This window comes from Pedobacter africanus, from assembly GCF_900176535.1.
Classification (GTDB): Bacteria; Bacteroidota; Bacteroidia; order Sphingobacteriales; family Sphingobacteriaceae; genus Pedobacter; species Pedobacter africanus.
Map to the genome: position 1 here is coordinate 1,313,777 of NZ_FWXT01000001.1, position 18,479 is coordinate 1,332,255.

The window sequence follows — 18,479 nt, forward strand, 5'->3', positions numbered from 1 at the left end:
TAGTCATGACCATTTTCAAGAAAGCCAAGCACTTTGTTAAAGCAACCCTTCACTTGTTTATAGCAGCAGGAAAAGGTTTTATGGAAGACCGTGTGATGAAACTCAGCGCAGCACTGGCCTATTACACCATTTTTTCACTCACCCCGCTCATCATTATCGTACTTTCGGCCGCCAGTTTATTTTTAGGCAATCCCGATCCCGGCAGTCTGGAACTCAATCCCCGTGAAGAGCTTTTTTCTGAAATCCGTGACTTGGTAGGCCCTGATGCGGCAGCACAGCTGCAGACTTTTGTGAACAACGCCAATACCACTGGTAAAAGCACCATCGGGCTGATCATCGGAATTGTAACCCTGGTCATTGGGGCTACAGCTATTTTTATAGAGATCCAGGACAGCATCAACCTGATCTGGAAGGTGAAGGCCGTTCCAAAAAAGGGCTGGAAAAAATTGATCACCAACAGGTTGCTTTCTTTTTCGCTGATCGTATCACTTGGCTTTTTACTGCTGGTATCACTGGTCATCAACAGCGTGGTAGTAGCCATTGGCGATAAACTGGGTTATTTTATATCTTCCAGCAAGATCAGCGAGTATATACCCCTGGCCACCGACACCACCACCCTGCTCATCAACATCTTAAACAATGCCATAACCCTGGCCGCTGTGACGGCCGTATTTACCATTATATTTAAGGTCTTGCCCGATGTTACCCTCAAATGGAAACCGGCAATTGTAGGTGCCCTTTTTACTGCTTTACTTTTTAGCCTGGGCAAATACCTTATTGGCATCTATATAGAAAAAGGCAACCCCGGTTCTGCATTTGGCGCTGCAAGTTCACTCATTGTAATTTTGCTATGGGTATACTATACGGCTATTATCCTATATTTCGGTGCTGAGTTTACACAGGCCTATGCCGAAAGGTATGCCAAAGGAATTATGCCAAGCAAATATGCTGTGCATACCAAAATTGTGGTCATCGAAAAAAAGGTAGATGTGCTGCCCCCTCAGCATCCGGAAGATACAAAGATCGATTAAATGTATTGGGTAATTTTGTCAATCAGTTCCTGCTCCAGGAAAGGCTTCAATACCAGGTCGTTCATTCCCGCCTTTAAATAAACGTCGCGATCTTCCTGCAGCACATGGGCAGTTATGCCTAATATAGGAATGGTAGACTTTGTAAAATCCCCATTGTACCTGATTTCGTGTGTAAGCTCTACCCCACCCATTACCGGCATCTGGATATCGGTAAGGATCAGGTCGTACTCATTCTTTTTGTACAGGTCGAGCGCCTCTTTACCATCATAGGCACAATCGTATTGCATTTCCCATTTTTTCAGCACAGTCTGGGCAAGTAGTACATTCATCTTATTATCGTCTACCAGCAAGATACGTTTTCCACTAAGCTTATGGGAAGGTTGCAGCTCCTCCGTCACTACAGTCTGGGGCTCTTTAATTTTTGAGATCTCATAAGGTATTTCAAAGCTGAACACAGAACCTTTGCCCAGGGTGCTGCTCACATTTATCTTCCCGCCCTGCAGCTCTACAATTTTCTTGCAAATGGCCAGTCCCAATCCCGTTCCCTGCTGCCTGGATCTTGCAGAAGAATAGACCTGTGCAAATTCGTCAAAAATAAAGCCCAGATCTTCGGGTGCTATACCTATGCCGGTATCCTCCACCTGCACTTTCAGCTGTCCGTGTTTTTTCCCATGAAGCACAAGCTGAACTTTTAAGGAAACCTTTCCGCTACTGGTAAATTTAATGGCATTGGTGAGTAAGTTCATGAGCAACTGCTTCAGGCGCAGGCGATCGCCCAGCAAGCAAACGCCTTTTTCCAGTGTCACCTTATTTTCCAGCAGAAGATTTTTATTTACCGCCAGCACATTCATGCTGTTAAACACCTCCATAATCTCATCCTGTGGCATAAAGGGCGCATTCTCCAGGTTTATTTTACCCACTTCATACTTAGAAAAATCAAGGATCTCGTTCACCAGCGCCAGCAGCATTTCGGAAGAATTGCGGATGGCCTCTACCTGATCGGATTGTTCGGGTGTCAATTCGCTCTTGCTCAGCTGTTCAGAAAAACCCACAACCGAGTTTAACGGGGTACGGATTTCATGGCTCATATTGGCCAGGAAGCGACTTTTGGAATGTGAATCCTGCGAAGCCCGCTTACCCAGATTGATCAACACCTTCTCATTCTTGTACAGTTTGATGATGTTGTAAAGAATAATGATAACAAGAACCGTCAGCAACAAGACGTTCACGAGCGTAATGCCATCCAGGGCCTCAATATCTGCGGCAAGTTCGGCCCCCAGCAACGCCCGCCCATCCACAACATAAGCGATTTCATTTTTCTTAAAAGTCTGCAGAATGTTAATGATCTCTGTCACCAGTTTACTGTTCAGCAACAGTATAGCCTTTTCATCACTTTTTAATTTGTTTGCATTTGCATAAAGACGCTTATAATACTCCTGGATCTTTTTAATCTGCTGCTTGTTAAAACTCCTTACATCCTGCTTAACTACAATATTCTTTTCCGTCTTGATAATAGTTAGCGAAGTGTCCTTTTGTTTGCTTTTTCCGGAGAAGGCATCGGCCAGCCTGCCAAAGAATTTTTTCTCCGGGGCCGGGTTATGTTTAATGGTGTCAAAGCTGGTGATTGTTTTTACCTCCTGCTTTGCTTTCGGTAAACTAAGTACAGTTTCGGCCTCGTGCTCCACCAGGCCAAGTTGTGAAAAACCCAGTACCAGGCTATCTGTAAGTTTCCTTAGCTTCAGGTAGCTTTCCGTTTTCTGCTTTTTTTGCTTTACCAGCCGGTCTATACCTGGCATCAGCACATCATCGTCTACATTGATATTGAGTTCACCCAAAAATGTAGATACTTTCTGTATCTGGGCAGAAAACTTTTTAATGTATTCCCTGTCAGCCGTAACCGCATATAAACGCGAATTGTTCTCGGCCTGATATAAGATATAAATACAGCTATCAACCTTCGAATAATCTTCCCTTAGCTTTACCAGCTGCGTAACATTCTCCTTTAGTGCATTCATCTTATTATACCTCAGGTATAGAAAAAATGCAAAGAGAAACAGTACCAGTATTAAAAATACGAGCAAATAGTATCGAATTGGCGATCTTTTAGTGGCGTTAAGCGGCATAAAATTTTTTAATTTAACTGCTGTTTTAACTACAGAGCATTAAACTATTCTATCAAGAGGGATTCGATCAGAATACAAGTATATCAAAAATTTTATATATCCGCGTAGATTGCCTAAATATTAAGCAACATCCAGATTGTCGCCAACTGGCTCATCCCCGGCCGCGGCATCACTTTCTACGGCTTTCAGGTCTTCAGGGTTTACTTCGTCTTTCTCTATTCTAAGGTTTTTAATAATGTGCTGCTGTCTGTCGGGTGTGTTTTTGCCCATATAGTATTCCAGCAGGTGTTTAATGGTCTGGTCTTTAAGGATCACAGGATCAAGCCTGATGTCTTTACCAATAAAAAGCCCGAACTCATCCGGAGAAATCTCTCCCAGCCCTTTAAAGCGGGTAATTTCAGGTTTACTGCCCAGTTTTTCAATAGCCTTTTTACGTTCCTCATCGCTATAGCAGTAAATGGTCTCTTTCTTATTGCGCACCCTAAACAACGGCGTCTGTAAGATGTAAACATGCCCTGCGCGTACCAGATCAGGAAAGAACTGCAGGAAAAAGGTCATCATCAGCAAGCGGATATGCATACCGTCTACATCGGCATCCGTGGCAATTACAATATTGTTATAGTGCAATCCATCCAGTCCGTCTTCTATATTGAGCGCATGCTGTAAAAGATTAAATTCTTCATTTTCATATACCACCTTTTTGGTGAGCTCATAGCAGTTTAAGGGTTTGCCCTTAAGACTAAAAACGGCCTGGCAATCCACATCACGTGATTTGGTGATGGAGCCAGAGGCCGAGTCTCCTTCGGTGATGAACAAAGTCGTCTCATACCTTTTATCGTGGGTACTGTTGAAATGGACTTTGCAATCCCTCAGCTTCTTGTTGTGCAGTGAAGCTTTTTTTGCACGGTCATTGGCGAGTTTCTTAATACCGGCAATATCTTTACGCTCCCGTTCCGATTGAAGTATTCTTTTTAACAAGGCGTCGGCAACATCCGGGTGCTTGTGCAGGTAATCGTCAAGTTCCTTCTTTACGAAATCGTTGATAAAAGTCCTTACCGATGGCCCGTCTGGCCCCATATTCTGAGAACCCAGCTTTGTTTTGGTCTGCGATTCAAACACAGGTTCCTGCACACGTACCGAAATGGCCGCAATGATAGAAGACCTGATGTCTGAAGCATCGTATTCTTTCTTATAAAACTCGCGTATGGTTTTTACCACAGCCTCCCTGAATGCGGCCTGGTGCGTACCCCCCTGCGTAGTATGCTGTCCGTTCACAAAAGAGTGATAATCTTCGCCGTATTGCTGTCCATGTGTCATGGCTATTTCGATATCATTCCCTTTCAGATGGATAATCGGATAGCGCACGCTCTCTACATCCGCATGCTTGTGCAACAGGTCATATAGCCCTCTTTCAGAAAAATACTTCTGATTGTTAAAATTAATGGTGAGGCCAGCGTTCAGGAACACATAATTCCAGATCATGCTCTCTACAAAATCAGGGATATAATGGTAATTCCTGAAAATGGTTTCATCCGGATAAAAAGTAATGGCAGTACCATTGCGCTGGGTAGTGTCAATTATCGGGTGATCGGTTACTATTTCACCTTTAGAAAACTCTACTTTTTTGGTTTTGGCATCGCGGTAAGACTGTACGGTAAAATTGGTAGAAAGGGCGTTTACAGCCTTTGTACCCACGCCATTTAAACCTACAGATTTCTGAAAGGCCTTACTGTCGTATTTACCCCCGGTATTGATTTTGGAAACACAGTCTATTACCTTACCTAATGGAATACCCCGCCCGTAATCGCGCACATTTACCTTTTGGTCAGAAACCGTAATTTCAATGGTACGGCCCGACCCCATTACAAACTCATCAATAGAGTTGTCTACAATCTCTTTCAGCAATACATAAATCCCATCATCCTGTGCCGAACCGTCGCCCAGTTTTCCGATATACATACCGGGACGTAACCTGATGTGTTCTTTCCAGTCAAGAGAGCGTATACTGTCTTCGTTATAATTCGGTTCTGCCATGATGTAATATGAGTAGAGTGGATATACAAATTTATACATTTTGATGTATATTCAGCATCAAAATGAATCATATTCATTTCAAGACTGCCAGATGCCCATAAAACAATTGCCCCTGAAAAAAGAATTTGCCTATGCCGCCGGCATGATGGGCTGGAGCATCATGACCAATATCATCATCGGCATGCTGCCGTATTTTTACCTGCCACCCAACAATTCCGGGCTGCCGCCCCTTGTGCCCCAGCTACTGGTGTTCGGGGCCTTCAATATCCTATCCATTATTGCAGCCTCGGGGCGTTTGTTTGATGCACTTTACGACCCTTTTATCGCTTCTGTAAGTGACAGCAGCAAGAACCCGAAAGGCAGGCGCATCCCCATCATGAAGTACGCAATTTTACCAGCAGTAATCTCCTGCTGCCTGGTTTTTTACCCGGCTACTAAAACCGAGAGCATGGCCAATGCCTGGTGGCTTGCCATGGCACTGTTGTTTTTCTTTATTTCAGTAACTACATACATCATCCCTTACAATGCCCTGCTGGCCGAACTTACCCATAGTGCAGACCAAAAAGTAAAGCTTTCCACCTTTCAGCAGGCAGGATTTGTTTTGGGCATGGTACTGGCCGCGCTCTGCAACAATTATGCAGACCTCATACAGGCGGTTTTTCTGGTCTCCAACCGTAGCCTGGCCTTGCAATATGCCATCTGGGGGCTCAGCGTTTTTGCAGGAATGGTGATGGTCCTTCCTGTTATTTTTATTAATGAGAAAGAGTTTATCGACGTTAAACCGACGCATATCCCCCTGCTCCCGGCAATAAAAAACACCTTCAGGAATTCAAACTTCAAGTATTACCTCATCTCCGACTTTTCCTTTTACATAGCGCTGAGCATCATTTCCAGCGGCCTGCTTTTCTTTGTTACGGTGCTGCTTGGATTGCCAGGCTCAGATGGTGGAAAATTCATGAGCACCATGGTGATCTTCTCCCTGGTATTTTACCCATTCATCAATTATGCTGCAAAAAGATTTGGCAAAAAGCCGCTGGTACTCATTGCTTTTGGCATTCTAAGCTTAATATTTGTTACCATTTATTTCCTGGGCCGCCTGCCTTTTAGGCCTGCCACACAAATGTACATCCTGGTTATCTGCGCCTCTTTCCCCCTGGCATCTCTGGGTATTTTACCGAATGCCATTCTGGCCGATATTGCAGAGAAAGACACCGTTGAAACCGGGGAGAACCATGAAGGGATGTTCTTTGCCGTAAAATACCTGTTTGTAAAGCTGGGCCAGACTTTAGGCATCGCCATATTTGCCATGTTTACTGTTTATGGTAAAGACCCGGGCAGCGATTATGGCTTACGCATGAACGGTGTTGCTGGCTTTATTCTATGCATATTGGCACTGTTCTTTTTCAGCCGTTTTAAGGAAAACAAAAGCACTAATACAGAGCCAATTATACATCCGGCAACAGATTGAGCAAAAGCCCGATTTTATATGTACCTTTGTGCCCGGAACAATATTCTTTTGTTCCTTATATATTACACATTAAAATACAGATACATTGTTATTCAAAGAATTAAACCTGATTGAGCCCATCTTAAATGCGCTGCAAACAGAAGGCTATACACAGCCTACCCCGATACAAGAACAATCTATACCATCCATATTACAGAACAGGGATTTATTAGGCTGCGCCCAAACAGGCACAGGAAAAACTGCCGCATTTGCTATTCCTATGCTGCAGCTGCTCAGTAAACCGCATACCAATACCAAGGTCCACAAAGTAATTAAGGCCCTGGTATTGACACCAACACGCGAACTGGCCATACAGATTGAAGAGAGCTTTAAAGCTTACGGCAAAAACCTGCCTTTAAAACACCTGGTTATATTTGGCGGTGTAGGCCAAAAAGCGCAAACAGATGCCCTGCACAGAGGGGTTGATATCCTGGTAGCTACCCCAGGCAGGCTATTGGACCTGATGAACCAGGGCTTTATTAACCTCCGAGACATCGAGATCTTTGTGCTGGATGAGGCAGACAGGATGCTGGACATGGGCTTTATCCACGACGTAAAAAAAGTAATTGCAAAATTGCCCGCCAAAAGGCAAACGCTGTTTTTCTCTGCAACCATGCCTAAAGAGATCCAGGCATTGGCAGACACCATCCTGACCAATCCGGTTAAGGTTGAGGTTACCCCTGTATCCTCTACAGCCGAGAAAATCCAGCAGCAGATCTTTTACGTGGAAAAGAGCGATAAAAAAGGATTGCTGATGCACATCTTAAAAGACAAGAGCATCGAAACTGCCCTGGTATTTGCCCGTACCAAACATGGCTCTGACCGTATTGTGAAAGACCTGGTAAAAGCAGGCATCAAAGCAGAGGCCATCCATGGCAATAAATCGCAAAATGCCAGACAAAGGGCTTTAACCAATTTCAAAGCAAAAACCACACGTATCCTGGTTGCTACAGATATTGCGGCCCGTGGTATTGATGTGGATGAGTTGACACACGTGATCAATTACGAATTGCCTAACATCCCCGAAACTTATGTACACCGGATTGGCCGTACTGGCAGGGCAGGCTTAAGCGGAACAGCACTGTCATTTTGCGATGCGGAAGAGAAAGAATTTTTAGATGATATCGAGAAACTGATCGGACTTAAACTCCCGGTAACGGAAGATCATCCCTATGCCATGAGCTGGCAAAGCCTGATGTCTGGTGCTGCTGCTGCAAAAGCAAATGGTAAATCAAAGCCATCGCGTGGCGCAAGAAACGACAGAGGCCCCCGTCCTGACAAAACAGAACGTCAGCCCAATTTAAGTGGTGCTAAAAAGAAACCCTATGGCGGCAACCGCCGCTGGGGCAAGAAGTCATAAAAAAGGCCCCGAAAACATCGGGGCCTTTGTGTTTATTCCTTTTTCGGCTCCGGCGCCTTTTCTATCAGCTCCATAAACTGATCCAGTTTAGGTGTAATGATAATCTGGGTACGCCGGTTTTTTGCCTTTCCGGCCTCCGTATCGTTTCCTGCCAGAGGATTGTACTCACCCCGTCCACCGGCGGTTAATCTTTTCGGATCAACACCATAGGTATTTTGTAAGGACTGAACTACTGATGAAGCCCTCAAAGCACTCAAATCCCAGTTGTTACGGATATTGGTTTGAGAAATAGGCACATTATCTGTATTTCCTTCAATCAAAACGTCATAGTCGCGGTAATCTTTAATGATTTTTGCAATTTTGCTTAAGGTCTCTCCAGCTTTGGGCAATATTTCATAGCTACCCGATTTATACAGCATATTGTCTGAAAGGGAAATGTATACCACCCCCTTTAGTACCTGTACATCCACATCTCTTAACTCTTCGCGGCTTAAAGAGCGGGTAAGGTTATTGGTCAGTACCATATTCAGGGAATCACTTTTATTTTTGGTGTTAACCAGGTGCTGGATGTATTTATTAGATGAATTGATCTCATCAACCAGCTTGGAAATATTTACATTTCCCTGCTTGGTAGATGACAAACATTTATCTAACGCAGCTTGTAGTGCAGCAACATTTTTACGCTCGGCAGCAATCTGCTCTTCCAGGCTCTTTACACGGGCCGAAGAGCCTGACAGATCCTGCTGGCTGCCCTGATATTTCTGGTTCAGTTCGCGCCCGCGTTGCTGCAGATCGGCATATTTGGCTTCAAGTTCCTTATACTTTTTGTTACTTACACATCCCTGGAACAATATCGTCAGGGCAAGTGTACCCATCAAAAGATAATATTTCATGACTTAATAATTTAAATAAACAATAGCGAAAGCATCGCTGTTATAACGCCTGTCTTTCGAAAATGTTTTGCTGGTCCAATAGGCAGCCTATCATCAAACAGTAGCTAATACCCAATAAAAAAAGCGGCAAATGATCTTTCAATCATTTACCGCCATCTAAATTAACGCTCTCTACATTAAAACAACTCTTGCTTCAGATTGTTCGGGTAAATGTTAATTTTTTTTCAACTGTTCTGCCAGGCCAACCAGCAGCCCCTCGGTTCCACGTATGTAGCAGAGCTTGTAAGAATCCTGATACTGTACCACTTCCCCAACAAGCTGAGCGCCTCGTTTGATGAGTCTGGATACCAGTTCATCAATATCCTCTACCGTAAACATCACGCGTAGATAACCCAGGGCGTTTACCGGAGCATTCCGGTGGTCCGAAACCGTAGGCGGATCCAGAAATTTCGAAAGTTCGAGCCTGCTGTGGCCGTCCGGGGTAACCATCATGGCAATTTCTACGCGCTGGTTGCCCAGTCCGGTAACCTGGCCGGCCCATTCTCCTTCAATCATGGCACGGCCTTCAAGTTTCAATCCTATTTCTGAAAAAAAAGAGATGGCATCATCCAGGGATTCTACAACAATCCCCATATTGTCCATTCGCAGTAAGCTATTTTTTGCCATAGTTTTATATTTTAAGATGTTACGCTATTATTTTCAAGTGCTCAATTTCTCAATTAATTCGCATATATAACAACAAAGCCCAGATGTTGTTCCAAAAGCCCATCAAAACAATTGTGGAAAACCAGCAGAATGTTAAAATCTATTTTAAACAATTGCCTGCCTTCCGGAATTATACAAACATTAAAATTATCAGACTTATGCAAAAAACTACAAACAACAGCACAGACCTTCAAAAGTTTATAGAGAAATTTGAACCAAACAAATTTAAAATGCTGTCCAGGGGCATCGAGATCAGAGGTAATAACGACCTGCACCGCAGCATAACTTTTGCAAAAGAACTGATTGAGCGGATGAAACTGAAGCTCACTGTTCATCATTCTGCCGAGATGGCCTTATACGGGGGATTTGAGGTTGTTTACGCGTAAACGATCCTAACTTCCTTTTCGCCGGGCCAAATCGCCTTTCTGCCTATTGTTCATTTCATGAGGCAGGCATTGTCGCTATTTTTGAGGGTGTCTGAACTAAAATCTATGGATACCCTCTTAAAAAAGACAATGATCAATTTTGAATGCCTTTATTTCCTGAACAGTCCGCAACTCTGCATTATTGAAATAAACGCCACAGATTTGCTCACCGACATCCAGGACCACCATCAATGGCTATTGATCAATAAGCTAACACTGGATGTAAAAGAACTCCAATTCAAGGCTATGGATGCCTCGCATGAGATTGAAGAACGCTTCTTCGACCTGGGTTACCTGAAGTTCGGCACCGAAAAAGGGGTCTACATTTCTAAAGAACCTGCAGTGCAATACCCACTCCAAAATACGAATTGCGATGAGATACCTGGCCATATTATGGAGGCCATCGCCCGGCATTTAAACGGGAACAGCATAATCTTCCTGTAGTATCCCTTTACATTAGGCCAACACCATTTATTAATCATTTTTTAATAGAACCTATGGTTATTTTTTAATAACTTGTATAGGGCAATGAATTAACATTGCTTAAAAACTCTACTGAGACTATGAAAAAAATGATGAACAGAACAATGGCCATCCTGATGGCCTTTACTGTAATTGCCGCAGCATTCGCAGGCTGTAAAAGCAAACCAAAAGACGCCGATGTTAAAGCTGCTGTAGAAACGGCCATACAGGGAAATCCTGCTGCTTCTGGCACCACTGTAACGGTTGACAAAGGTGTTGCCACACTTAGCGGCGAAGTTGCGACCGAAGCTGCCAAGGAAGAACTGGGCAAAACCGCGGCTGCCATTGCAGGTGTAAAATCGGTAACGAACAACCTAACCGTTGCCGCCCCGGCCCCTGTGGCCATCACAATGAATGATCCCTTAGCTGCAGCAGTAAAAGATGCCACCAAAGACTTTCCTACAGTTGCCGCTACAGTATCAGAAGGGGTAATTACCTTAAAAGGAGAAATCCAGAAAGCTAATCTTCAGAAACTAATGATGATGCTGCAGGCTTTAAAACCTAAAAAAGTAGACAACACGCAATTGGTAATTAAATAATCAGGGGAGGAATAAAAATGGCTTTACAAGAAAAATATAAAGAACTGATAGACGCAGCCAATACTGCAGGCGTTTCTGATTTAAATGTACGCGAGCAAGATGGTGTACTGTATATAGATGGTGCAACTACTGGCACCGTAAAACAGCAGCTATGGGATACCTACGAACGCCTTGACCCGAACTATGCATCGGGCGACCTGGTGATGAACATCAACAGCGTGGCTGGTGTTACTGAAGGTACCAAACTAAAAGTAACCACCAACAGCTCCAATTTAAACATCCGCAAAGGGCCAAGCACCAATGATGACATTGTTGGAAAAGCAGCCCGGAACGAAGTGGTAACCCTGGTTAGCAAGGCCAGCGATCAATGGTGGCTGATCAGGACTGACCAGGGAGAAGAAGGGTATTCCTTTACACAATATCTCACTCCGCTGGCCTAAACAACAAATAAGGGTTCTTTTCAGAAAAGAACCCTTATTTGTTAACTGTTATCTATTCTTCATCTTTTGCAGCCCGTCTTTCAATGTCTCAACAACCTGCCTCAGTTCTTTTTCATCCATAGATGCAAAACCAAACCGGAATGCATTTTCTTCCTTATCCCATCGGAGAATTTTAATCTGACTATTTACTGCAAGTCCTGCAATAGGAAAACCGGCCTTTAGTTTTATCCAGATTGCCATTCCACCTGTAGGCATCGTATAGGAAACGTATTCATTTAATTCTTCTTTCATTAGTGTATCCAAAAAATCCCTGCGTTGATGGTAACGCTTCTTTGCTTTTTTCAGATGCCTTTTAAGCGCTCCTTCTTTGATCAAGGTGGCCAGCGCATTCTGCATATAACCATCTCCGCCAACATCTACTATTCTTCTCAAAGCGGCACCTTGTTGAATAAAATTTTTCGGGGCAACCATAAAACCCATCCGCAAAGAAGGATCCAGCATCTTGGAAAAGGAACCGATATAAATCACGTTTCCATTGTGGCTGCCACTTGCCAGAGGCAGGTAAGGAGCGGATGTATAGTGATACTCGTAGTCGTAGTCATCCTCAATAATGACAAATGAGAATTGCCGGGAAAGCTCCAGTAACTTGACCCTCCTTTCTACAGCCAGCGTTGCGGTGGTCGGGTAATGGTGATGTGGTATAACATATACTGCATCAATTTTTTTCTGCTTACATATACGCTCAATGGCAGCGGTATCTATCCCTTTTTCGTCTACATTTACCTCCATCATTTTAGCGCCGGCTTGCCCAAAAGCCGCATTTGCAGCAGCATAACCAGGTTTGCCCACAATAATAATAGACGAAGCACTTAAAAGCAGCTGAGCAGCCAGATAGATACTCATTTGCGCACCGTGTGTAATCAGCAGGTTATCAACCGAAATATTCAACGCTCTGGTTACAGACAGATAATTAGCCAATTCTTCTCTTAGTTTCAGCGTTCCCTGAGTTGTTCCTATATGGGCACTTTTAATTGTGTATTTTCTGGAGGCGAGGAAACGATAAGTTTTCAGCAAGTCATCAATTGGCGATAACCGTACATCCGGGTGGCCGTCATCTATGATAACATCGGAATAGGAAACCGGATTTTCATCCGTCAGGTCCTCTTCCATAATCCGGAATGGGACATCCAGATCATTTTCATAACTGGCCCGTATGCCGGGTTCGCTCCATTTTTGAGGTTTAAACAAAGGAATATCCTCAGAAACGGCAACCTGTTTTCTCGGAACAATTCTAATCCATCCCTGTGCATCCAGTTCCTGATAAGCTGCGGTAACGGTCTTGCGATGCATACTTAGCATTTTAGCCAATTCACGGCTGCCAGGCAAATGCATTCCGGCTTTCAAAGTACCATTCCTGATTGCATCGCTCACCGAAATGGCAATTTGCCTGTAAACAGGAATTTTACTTTCTCTATTAATACGTATGACCTGTTGATAAGGAAACATGCTGGACTACCTTTTATATCTGAACTGGACCACAAAGGTAGTCCTATTAAAAAATAAATTTGCGCCATCACTCAAATAATTTAAAGTTATGAATTACAAAATCAGAAAAGCCGGTCTGGAAGACTTAGAAAGAACATCAGAATTGTTCAATCTGTACCGGGTCTTTTATCGCCAGGCAGATGATTACGAAAAGTGCAAAAAATTTATACAGGAACGGTTAAACAATGAGCAATCGCATATCTTCCTGGTATATGCTGGAGACCAGGCAGTCGGATTTGTTCAATTGTACAAGCTTTATCATTACATTAAGCTTGAAAAACAATGGCTGTTGAGCGATTTATTTGTTCACCCCGATTACAGGGGCAAAGGGCTTTCGGTAGCTTTAATAGACCGCAGCAAACAATGGTGTAATGAAACAGGGGCTTGTGGTTTGATGCTTGAAACCGAAAAAACAAACGATGTTGGGAACAAGCTATATCCACGTTGCGGTTTTGAACACGACGGTTTGCACAATTACTATTATTGGTGGAATTAGGGCAGTATTGCCCTAATTCGTTTTCCTGATCGTAATGATCCGCATCCAGTGCATCAGCTTCATTAAAGGATAGGTCGGATCAAATTCAAACCAGCGGGTAGCAAAATTTGGGTTATTTGGTTTTTTATGGTGATTGTTCTGAAACAGTTCTCCCAACATCAGAAAATCAAATGGCAGTGAATTTTTGCTGTGATCGTTGTTGTCATGATTGGAATAACCGTATTTATGACCGCACCAGTTCACAATGGCGCCATGTATAGGCCCCATTAAAAAATGGATGGGCAACAGCAGAAACATCCACCATGCGGTGGCAAAGGTAACATAGAACCATACATAAAAACTGATAAAGACGATCCTTGTATACCAGGAATCCCCAATCTTATCGATCAAAGGCCAGGAAGGATATTTATCCCTGAACTGCTCTTCAGGCTCAAGATTATACTTTGAGTAGTTCAAATATATATTCTTTGTCTGTATCATCATGCCCCATACATCTTTTACAAAATGGGGCGAGTGCGGATCTTTTTCCGTGTCGCTGAAAGCATGGTGCATGCGGTGCAAAATAGCATATGCACGTGGGTTCAAAAAAGACGAACCCTGCGACAAAAAAGTTAAAATGTAAAAAAATTTCTCCCAGAACGTATTCATTTTAAACATCTTATGCGAAGCATAACGGTGCAGGAAGAAAGTTTGTGAAAACAGGGAAAGGAACCAGTGTAAAAGAAAAAAGGCTAGTATGATCATTATCTTCCGAAATCGTCCTGAACCCTAACAATATCGCTCTCATCTGATGGGTTCTCCAGGTCGGTATGCTGCCATATTTCCGAAACAATGCCCCAATCGTCAAGACCGATCAGGCGGTGGCGTTCCCCTTGCTTCAATTTGATGGTTTGCCCTGGCGAAAACTGCTCTACAGGTCCCTGCTCATCATTGTCGCTTCTGCTTACCCCAACCGTTCCGTTTACCACTCTCCAGATTTCTGCACGACGGTGGTGATATTGCCATGAAAGCCTGGTATTTGGTGCAACAATTAAAATTTTAGGGCTCAGTTTACCCGAAATCTTCAGGTCATCTATGTTCAGTTTATCAAAATATACATTTGCAAACTGCTGTGCCTGATTTTCATCTATTACAAAAAAACCTCCCCATGGGCGGGTCTCATCACGGTTAACAACATTAAAACCTTCAATTTTTAAACGCTGTGCTACACTATCGAATATTTCTTTTTTTTGATCTGACATTTTATTTTCAGTATTTTCTAATCCCCAAACTTAGATAAAATGCTTGGGCATTCATGAATACAATTGAAAAAAATTAAGATATTTTGTCGATATCCAGCAGGTCGGTATTTAAATCTGCGATAAGATCATACAGCAGGTCTACATTTTTATCATTTGCCTGCAGGCTTTGGTTTAGCAGTTCAGTATATTTATCCAGGAACTCATCATCGTAAAACTCATCCGGAAGTTCAATCTGTCCCGTTCTTAACTGGGTAGCAGTGTGGTACAGGAGCCTGGCTATGGTAAAGTAAACCGCATTGAGGTTCACGAGCACATCGTCGTAATCTTTATTTTCCCAATCAATAATGTAGATATAATAGTTATCAGAAGCCAGCTGATTGTATTCCTCATTTTCCATCACCTCAAGTTCATCAAGGTTATTGATCAGGAAGAAGGTTTTTGAACAGTTGATCACTTTATCAATAGACCTAAGCAGCAATTGCACCACCTCATCGTCAACAGCTTCCAGCAGTTCAAAATCTTCAGCGGCAAGGGAATCCGGTTCAATAAGCCCCTTCAAATCAGACAAATCCTTCTCATATGCAAGTAAAAAACCATACTTACAAAATTCGCTTACAATAAAGCTCAGCACATGGGGCACAAGCCCCTTAATCGCATCTTCCAAATTCTTTCCGTTAATAATGACATTGAAGTTAATTACATCGCACGACTTTACAAAATCTATTGGGCGGCAACCTGACCAGAAGTTTCTCGAAAACGGTACCTGGCCATAATACAAAAGGAAAAATAAAGATGCCTTTTGTCAAAACATCCCTGCAACTGGTCAATTAATTTTATTTAAAAGTCAGCTTCATCCTTTCTTCGCAGAGATTATAAATCACAACAATAGCACATGAAGACTTTAAATTATTATCTGCTCCTGGCGGGGTTAGGATTCGGCATCACAACAAGGGCGCAAACAGGTTTTTCGGGTCATCTTAAAACGGAATACGTACCTTTTTCCAACTACGTAAGACCAGCAGACAGCGTTAAAACAGGATCTACCAGCGATTTCAAACGCATACAACTCGGTTTTAACCTTCCCCTTTCCTTTAAAGTGGATACAACAGGCAGACCAAAAATGTGGACCATAACCACCGAAGGTTCCTATGCAAAAATGACCAATCGAAATTATGAGGAAACACTATTTCCAACAAAAATGCTGAACGCCCAAATTGGACTGGTAAACATGCGTCCATTGGGTAAAACCTGGTCTATATTGACAATGGCCTCTGTAGGGATATTTACGGATACCGAAGAAATCAATAAGGATGACATCCTGGCCCAGGGCGGGATTTTATTTATTAAACACTTTAACCCCAGAACAGCTTTTGGCTTTGGTCCGGTCGTGACCAACACTTTTGGTGTACCAATGGTACTCCCCGGAATTTATTTCAACTGGGTTACCCGTGGCAAATACCAGCTTCGTGTTAATTTTCCGGAAGGCATAACATTTGGCATGCAAATGACACCTTCAGTCCGGTTAAACACAGTGGTAGAACTAAGCGGTATGACTGCCGAAAGAAATATTGACAACAGGTCGTTTTTACTGGGCTATCAGCAGATTATTGCGGGCTTACGTCCTGAAGTTAAACTCGGCAGATCGTTAAGTCTTCAACTCACCGGCGGAACAACCCTGGCCAGGTCGTTTTCGACAACCAGTAGAAAACTGAAAGACTTCTTTAAATTCAAGGATGAGGCCGATCCAAGGTTTACCACTACTTTTTACGGATCTGTTGGCCTTAAATGGGACTTCAGTAAAAAATAAACCATCATTACCAGGCTGTTTAACGGCTAAGCAGCTTGGTATATACTACTTCCTTTAACAGCTCTTCTCTGCGGTTCCTGGATATAGGAAGCTCATTTCCATTGATAAAAACCCTTCCCCCTGAAACTGAATCGATATGCGCAATATTGATGAGGTATGACTTATGGATCCTGAAAAAGTTATCGGCCGGCAAGGATGCTTCCAATGAGATCATGGTTTGATGGATAACCAACTCCCTGTCTTTAAAATATAGCTTTGCATAATTCTGCATCCCCTCAATGAACAGGATATCAACCCAGGAGATCTTTTTAAAACCATCTCCCTGCCGGATGTATAAAAAGGTATCAACCGGCTGCGGTAATTTAACGCTTGCTGTAGCCAGGTGGAGTTGCCGGGCTTTTAAAGCTGCCTGATAAAAACGTTTAAAAGCAATTGGTTTCAGTAAATAATCTACAATTTGTAAGCGGTAACCTTCCAACGCGTGCTCGGAATAGGCCGTTGTCAAAATCGTAAGTGGTGCATGTTCCATAGACTCCAAAAATTCAAGACCCGAAAGATATGGCATATTGATATCCAGGAACAGCAAATCTATATTCCCCTTTTGTATATATTCAGCAGCTTCCAGGGCGGTGCCACAGGATCCGGCAACCTTTAAAAAATCAAGTTGTGCGCAAAAATCAATGATCCCTTCCCTTGCCAGGGGCTCATCATCAATAACCAGACATTGTAAGTTCATAATTCTATGTTAAGTTTTACACTAAACAACTCAATTGTTTTCTCTATGTTCAACTCATGTGAAGCTGGGTACAAAAGTTCAAGCCTTTTTCTAACATTCTCTAATCCCAGACCATGGTTATTGTGCTTTCTGGGCTGTTGAGCAGAGCTGGAATTTTCTATCACAAAAACAAGTTCCTTCCCAAGCTGCTGTAAATTCAGGTTTACGAAACCTTTTTTTGAAGGAAGACGAGACACATGCTTAAATGCATTTTCTACAAAAGGCACCAGCAAAAGCGGTGCTATCTGCATGCGTCCATCATTAACGTTCCAGCAGCAATCTACCTGCAACTCCCCGCCCCATCGTATTTTTTCTATGTCTACCAGATCTTTCAGGTATTTAACTTCGCGTTCAAGTCCTACGGACTCGCTATTGCATTCATATAGCTGGTACCTCAGGATATCAGAAAATTTGATTAGCAAGGTGCCAGCCAGGCCCACATTTTTTTGCATCAGAATATGGATATGGTTCAACACATTGAACATCAGGTGCGGATTAATCTGATCCTGCAACAAACGCAGCTGTGATTCCAGGTGAGCCTGCTGCAGCAACGCATGGTTCTTTTCAATTTTCTCATGTTCACGGTAAAAAGTCAGGCCGCAGGCAGCGCCGTTAATCAGGATAGCCAGCGGAAGCGTACCTGTCAGTTTAACCCAGAATATACCATTATCCCTCATTAAAGCAGCATTGTCGTAAGCAGAACCATGCACAAAAAACCAGTAAAGCCCCACCGTGCCACCAGCAAGAATAAATGCCACAAACAGCGTTACCAAGACAAAACTAACGACAAAAAAACGCATACCGCCATTTGCTATGGCCCTTGGAAGCAATACATCGCTAAGCAAATGGGCGCAAACCATAGAACTCAATATAATCAGACAAACAGTATAAAGCGTTGGCAAATGTGGATAGTCGCGCATCACCTGCGACCAGAACGTAAGTCCCAGCAATAACCAGAATATACCAGCAATCAGCCAGCGTTTTTTTAGTGCAAATGTTTTCATCAGACAGGTCAATTCATTAACGCAATAAAAGT

19 protein-coding genes are annotated in these 18,479 nt (G+C 43.1%); 9 read left to right on the forward strand and 10 right to left on the reverse strand.

The features are described from left to right. The first annotated feature begins 5 nt into the window (after positions 1-5). On the forward strand, positions 6-1,031 hold the full coding sequence (locus tag B9A91_RS05450; RefSeq protein ID WP_084237378.1) for a YihY/virulence factor BrkB family protein: 1,026 nt from the start codon (positions 6-8) through the stop codon (positions 1,029-1,031). Here the strand turns inward: B9A91_RS05450 and B9A91_RS05455 are convergent. After that, a complete protein-coding gene (locus B9A91_RS05455; protein ID WP_159451646.1) occupies positions 1,028-3,046 on the reverse strand; it encodes an ATP-binding protein in 2,019 nt (672 codons plus the stop codon). The two genes, B9A91_RS05450 and B9A91_RS05455, sit on opposite strands and share 4 nt — an antisense overlap. 228 nt (positions 3,047-3,274) lie before the next feature. Beyond that, entirely contained in the window at positions 3,275-5,188 is a 1,914-nt protein-coding gene (locus tag B9A91_RS05460; protein ID WP_084237380.1) for a DNA topoisomerase IV subunit B, read from the reverse strand. 91 nt (positions 5,189-5,279) lie between these two features. Between B9A91_RS05460 and B9A91_RS05465 the strand changes: the two genes are divergently transcribed. Beyond that, positions 5,280-6,656, forward strand: a complete 1,377-nt coding sequence (locus B9A91_RS05465) for an MFS transporter (RefSeq protein ID WP_084239590.1) — start codon at positions 5,280-5,282, stop codon at positions 6,654-6,656. Positions 6,657-6,741: 85 nt separating this feature from the next. Continuing rightward, positions 6,742-8,055 carry a DEAD/DEAH box helicase gene (locus B9A91_RS05470; protein WP_084237381.1) on the forward strand — a complete coding sequence of 438 codons (1,314 nt, stop codon included), beginning with the start codon at positions 6,742-6,744 and terminating at the stop codon, positions 8,053-8,055. 32 nt (positions 8,056-8,087) lie between these two features. On the opposite strand, the gene B9A91_RS05475 is transcribed toward B9A91_RS05470, so the two are convergent. Both B9A91_RS05475 and B9A91_RS05480 read right to left on the reverse strand, forming a co-directional pair. After that, positions 8,088-8,948: an OmpA family protein gene (locus tag B9A91_RS05475; protein ID WP_084237382.1), complete on the reverse strand. Its 861-nt coding sequence runs from the start codon at positions 8,946-8,948 to the stop codon at positions 8,088-8,090. Positions 8,949-9,161: 213 nt separating this feature from the next. Beyond that, positions 9,162-9,614, reverse strand: coding sequence for a VOC family protein (locus B9A91_RS05480; RefSeq protein WP_084237383.1), 453 nt, complete (start codon positions 9,612-9,614; stop codon positions 9,162-9,164). Between the two features lie 197 nt (positions 9,615-9,811). Between B9A91_RS05480 and B9A91_RS05485 the strand changes: the two genes are divergently transcribed. The 4 genes from B9A91_RS05485 (at position 9,812) to B9A91_RS05500 (ending at position 11,579) form a co-directional block, all read left to right on the forward strand. After that, complete coding sequence (locus B9A91_RS05485) at positions 9,812-10,039, forward strand: hypothetical protein (protein WP_084239591.1); 228 nt, start codon at positions 9,812-9,814, stop codon at positions 10,037-10,039. A gap of 105 nt (positions 10,040-10,144) precedes the next feature. Next, positions 10,145-10,522, forward strand: coding sequence for a hypothetical protein (locus tag B9A91_RS05490; RefSeq protein ID WP_084237384.1), 378 nt, complete (start codon positions 10,145-10,147; stop codon positions 10,520-10,522). A 128-nt stretch (positions 10,523-10,650) separates the two neighbouring features. Beyond that, on the forward strand, positions 10,651-11,139 hold the full coding sequence (locus tag B9A91_RS05495; protein ID WP_159451647.1) for a BON domain-containing protein: 489 nt from the start codon (positions 10,651-10,653) through the stop codon (positions 11,137-11,139). Between the two features lie 17 nt (positions 11,140-11,156). Then, entirely contained in the window at positions 11,157-11,579 is a 423-nt protein-coding gene (locus tag B9A91_RS05500; RefSeq protein ID WP_084237386.1) for an SH3 domain-containing protein, read from the forward strand. Between the two features lie 48 nt (positions 11,580-11,627). Here B9A91_RS05500 and pdxR read toward each other — a convergent pair whose 3' ends face one another. Continuing rightward, positions 11,628-13,085 carry a MocR-like pyridoxine biosynthesis transcription factor PdxR gene (gene pdxR, locus B9A91_RS05505; RefSeq protein ID WP_084237387.1) on the reverse strand — a complete coding sequence of 486 codons (1,458 nt, stop codon included), beginning with the start codon at positions 13,083-13,085 and terminating at the stop codon, positions 11,628-11,630. A gap of 88 nt (positions 13,086-13,173) precedes the next feature. Here pdxR and B9A91_RS05510 point away from each other — a divergent pair, with 88 nt between their 5' ends. Then, on the forward strand, positions 13,174-13,620 hold the full coding sequence (locus B9A91_RS05510; protein ID WP_084237388.1) for a GNAT family N-acetyltransferase: 447 nt from the start codon (positions 13,174-13,176) through the stop codon (positions 13,618-13,620). Positions 13,621-13,632: 12 nt separating this feature from the next. On the opposite strand, the gene B9A91_RS05515 is transcribed toward B9A91_RS05510, so the two are convergent. From B9A91_RS05515 to B9A91_RS05525, 3 genes are all read right to left on the reverse strand, one after another. Further along, on the reverse strand, positions 13,633-14,364 hold the full coding sequence (locus B9A91_RS05515) for an acyl-CoA desaturase (RefSeq protein ID WP_084237389.1): 732 nt from the start codon (positions 14,362-14,364) through the stop codon (positions 13,633-13,635). Further along, positions 14,364-14,861, reverse strand: coding sequence for a cupin domain-containing protein (locus B9A91_RS05520; protein ID WP_084237390.1), 498 nt, complete (start codon positions 14,859-14,861; stop codon positions 14,364-14,366). The genes B9A91_RS05515 and B9A91_RS05520 overlap by 1 nt, the downstream gene beginning before the upstream one ends. A 73-nt stretch (positions 14,862-14,934) precedes the next feature. Further along, positions 14,935-15,525 carry a hypothetical protein gene (locus B9A91_RS05525; RefSeq protein ID WP_144008864.1) on the reverse strand — a complete coding sequence of 197 codons (591 nt, stop codon included), beginning with the start codon at positions 15,523-15,525 and terminating at the stop codon, positions 14,935-14,937. Positions 15,526-15,753: 228 nt separating this feature from the next. On the opposite strand from B9A91_RS05525, the gene B9A91_RS05530 reads away from it, so the two are divergent. Further along, positions 15,754-16,668, forward strand: coding sequence for a DUF6268 family outer membrane beta-barrel protein (locus B9A91_RS05530; RefSeq protein WP_084237392.1), 915 nt, complete (start codon positions 15,754-15,756; stop codon positions 16,666-16,668). A gap of 19 nt (positions 16,669-16,687) precedes the next feature. Here B9A91_RS05530 and B9A91_RS05535 read toward each other — a convergent pair whose 3' ends face one another. Continuing rightward, positions 16,688-17,404: a LytR/AlgR family response regulator transcription factor gene (locus B9A91_RS05535; RefSeq protein ID WP_084237393.1), complete on the reverse strand. Its 717-nt coding sequence runs from the start codon at positions 17,402-17,404 to the stop codon at positions 16,688-16,690. Further along, the gene (locus tag B9A91_RS05540) at positions 17,401-18,447 is read right to left on the reverse strand and encodes a sensor histidine kinase (RefSeq protein ID WP_084237394.1); all 1,047 of its coding nucleotides are present in this window, start codon (positions 18,445-18,447) and stop codon (positions 17,401-17,403) included. The genes B9A91_RS05535 and B9A91_RS05540 overlap by 4 nt, the downstream gene beginning before the upstream one ends. Positions 18,448-18,479: the final 32 nt, after the last annotated feature.

Excerpts from the sequence above, each read along its gene's own strand:
- B9A91_RS05450 (WP_084237378.1), top strand. The coding sequence starts at position 6 with ATGACCATTTTCAAGAAAGCCAAGCACTTTGTTAAAGCAACCCTTCAC.
- B9A91_RS05455 (WP_159451646.1), bottom strand. The coding sequence starts at position 3,046 with ATGAATGCACTAAAGGAGAATGTTACGCAGCTGGTAAAGCTAAGGGAA.
- B9A91_RS05460 (WP_084237380.1), bottom strand. The coding sequence starts at position 5,188 with ATGGCAGAACCGAATTATAACGAAGACAGTATACGCTCTCTTGACTGG.
- B9A91_RS05465 (WP_084239590.1), top strand. The coding sequence starts at position 5,280 with ATGCCCATAAAACAATTGCCCCTGAAAAAAGAATTTGCCTATGCCGCC.
- B9A91_RS05475 (WP_084237382.1), bottom strand. The coding sequence starts at position 8,948 with ATGAAATATTATCTTTTGATGGGTACACTTGCCCTGACGATATTGTTC.
- B9A91_RS05480 (WP_084237383.1), bottom strand. The coding sequence starts at position 9,614 with ATGGCAAAAAATAGCTTACTGCGAATGGACAATATGGGGATTGTTGTA.
- B9A91_RS05485 (WP_084239591.1), top strand. The coding sequence starts at position 9,812 with ATGCAAAAAACTACAAACAACAGCACAGACCTTCAAAAGTTTATAGAG.
- B9A91_RS05490 (WP_084237384.1), top strand. The coding sequence starts at position 10,145 with ATGGATACCCTCTTAAAAAAGACAATGATCAATTTTGAATGCCTTTAT.
- B9A91_RS05495 (WP_159451647.1), top strand. The coding sequence starts at position 10,651 with ATGATGAACAGAACAATGGCCATCCTGATGGCCTTTACTGTAATTGCC.
- B9A91_RS05500 (WP_084237386.1), top strand. The coding sequence starts at position 11,157 with ATGGCTTTACAAGAAAAATATAAAGAACTGATAGACGCAGCCAATACT.
- pdxR (WP_084237387.1), bottom strand. The coding sequence starts at position 13,085 with ATGTTTCCTTATCAACAGGTCATACGTATTAATAGAGAAAGTAAAATT.
- B9A91_RS05510 (WP_084237388.1), top strand. The coding sequence starts at position 13,174 with ATGAATTACAAAATCAGAAAAGCCGGTCTGGAAGACTTAGAAAGAACA.
- B9A91_RS05515 (WP_084237389.1), bottom strand. The coding sequence starts at position 14,364 with ATGATCATACTAGCCTTTTTTCTTTTACACTGGTTCCTTTCCCTGTTT.
- B9A91_RS05520 (WP_084237390.1), bottom strand. The coding sequence starts at position 14,861 with ATGTCAGATCAAAAAAAAGAAATATTCGATAGTGTAGCACAGCGTTTA.
- B9A91_RS05530 (WP_084237392.1), top strand. The coding sequence starts at position 15,754 with ATGAAGACTTTAAATTATTATCTGCTCCTGGCGGGGTTAGGATTCGGC.
- B9A91_RS05535 (WP_084237393.1), bottom strand. The coding sequence starts at position 17,404 with ATGAACTTACAATGTCTGGTTATTGATGATGAGCCCCTGGCAAGGGAA.
- B9A91_RS05540 (WP_084237394.1), bottom strand. The coding sequence starts at position 18,447 with ATGAAAACATTTGCACTAAAAAAACGCTGGCTGATTGCTGGTATATTC.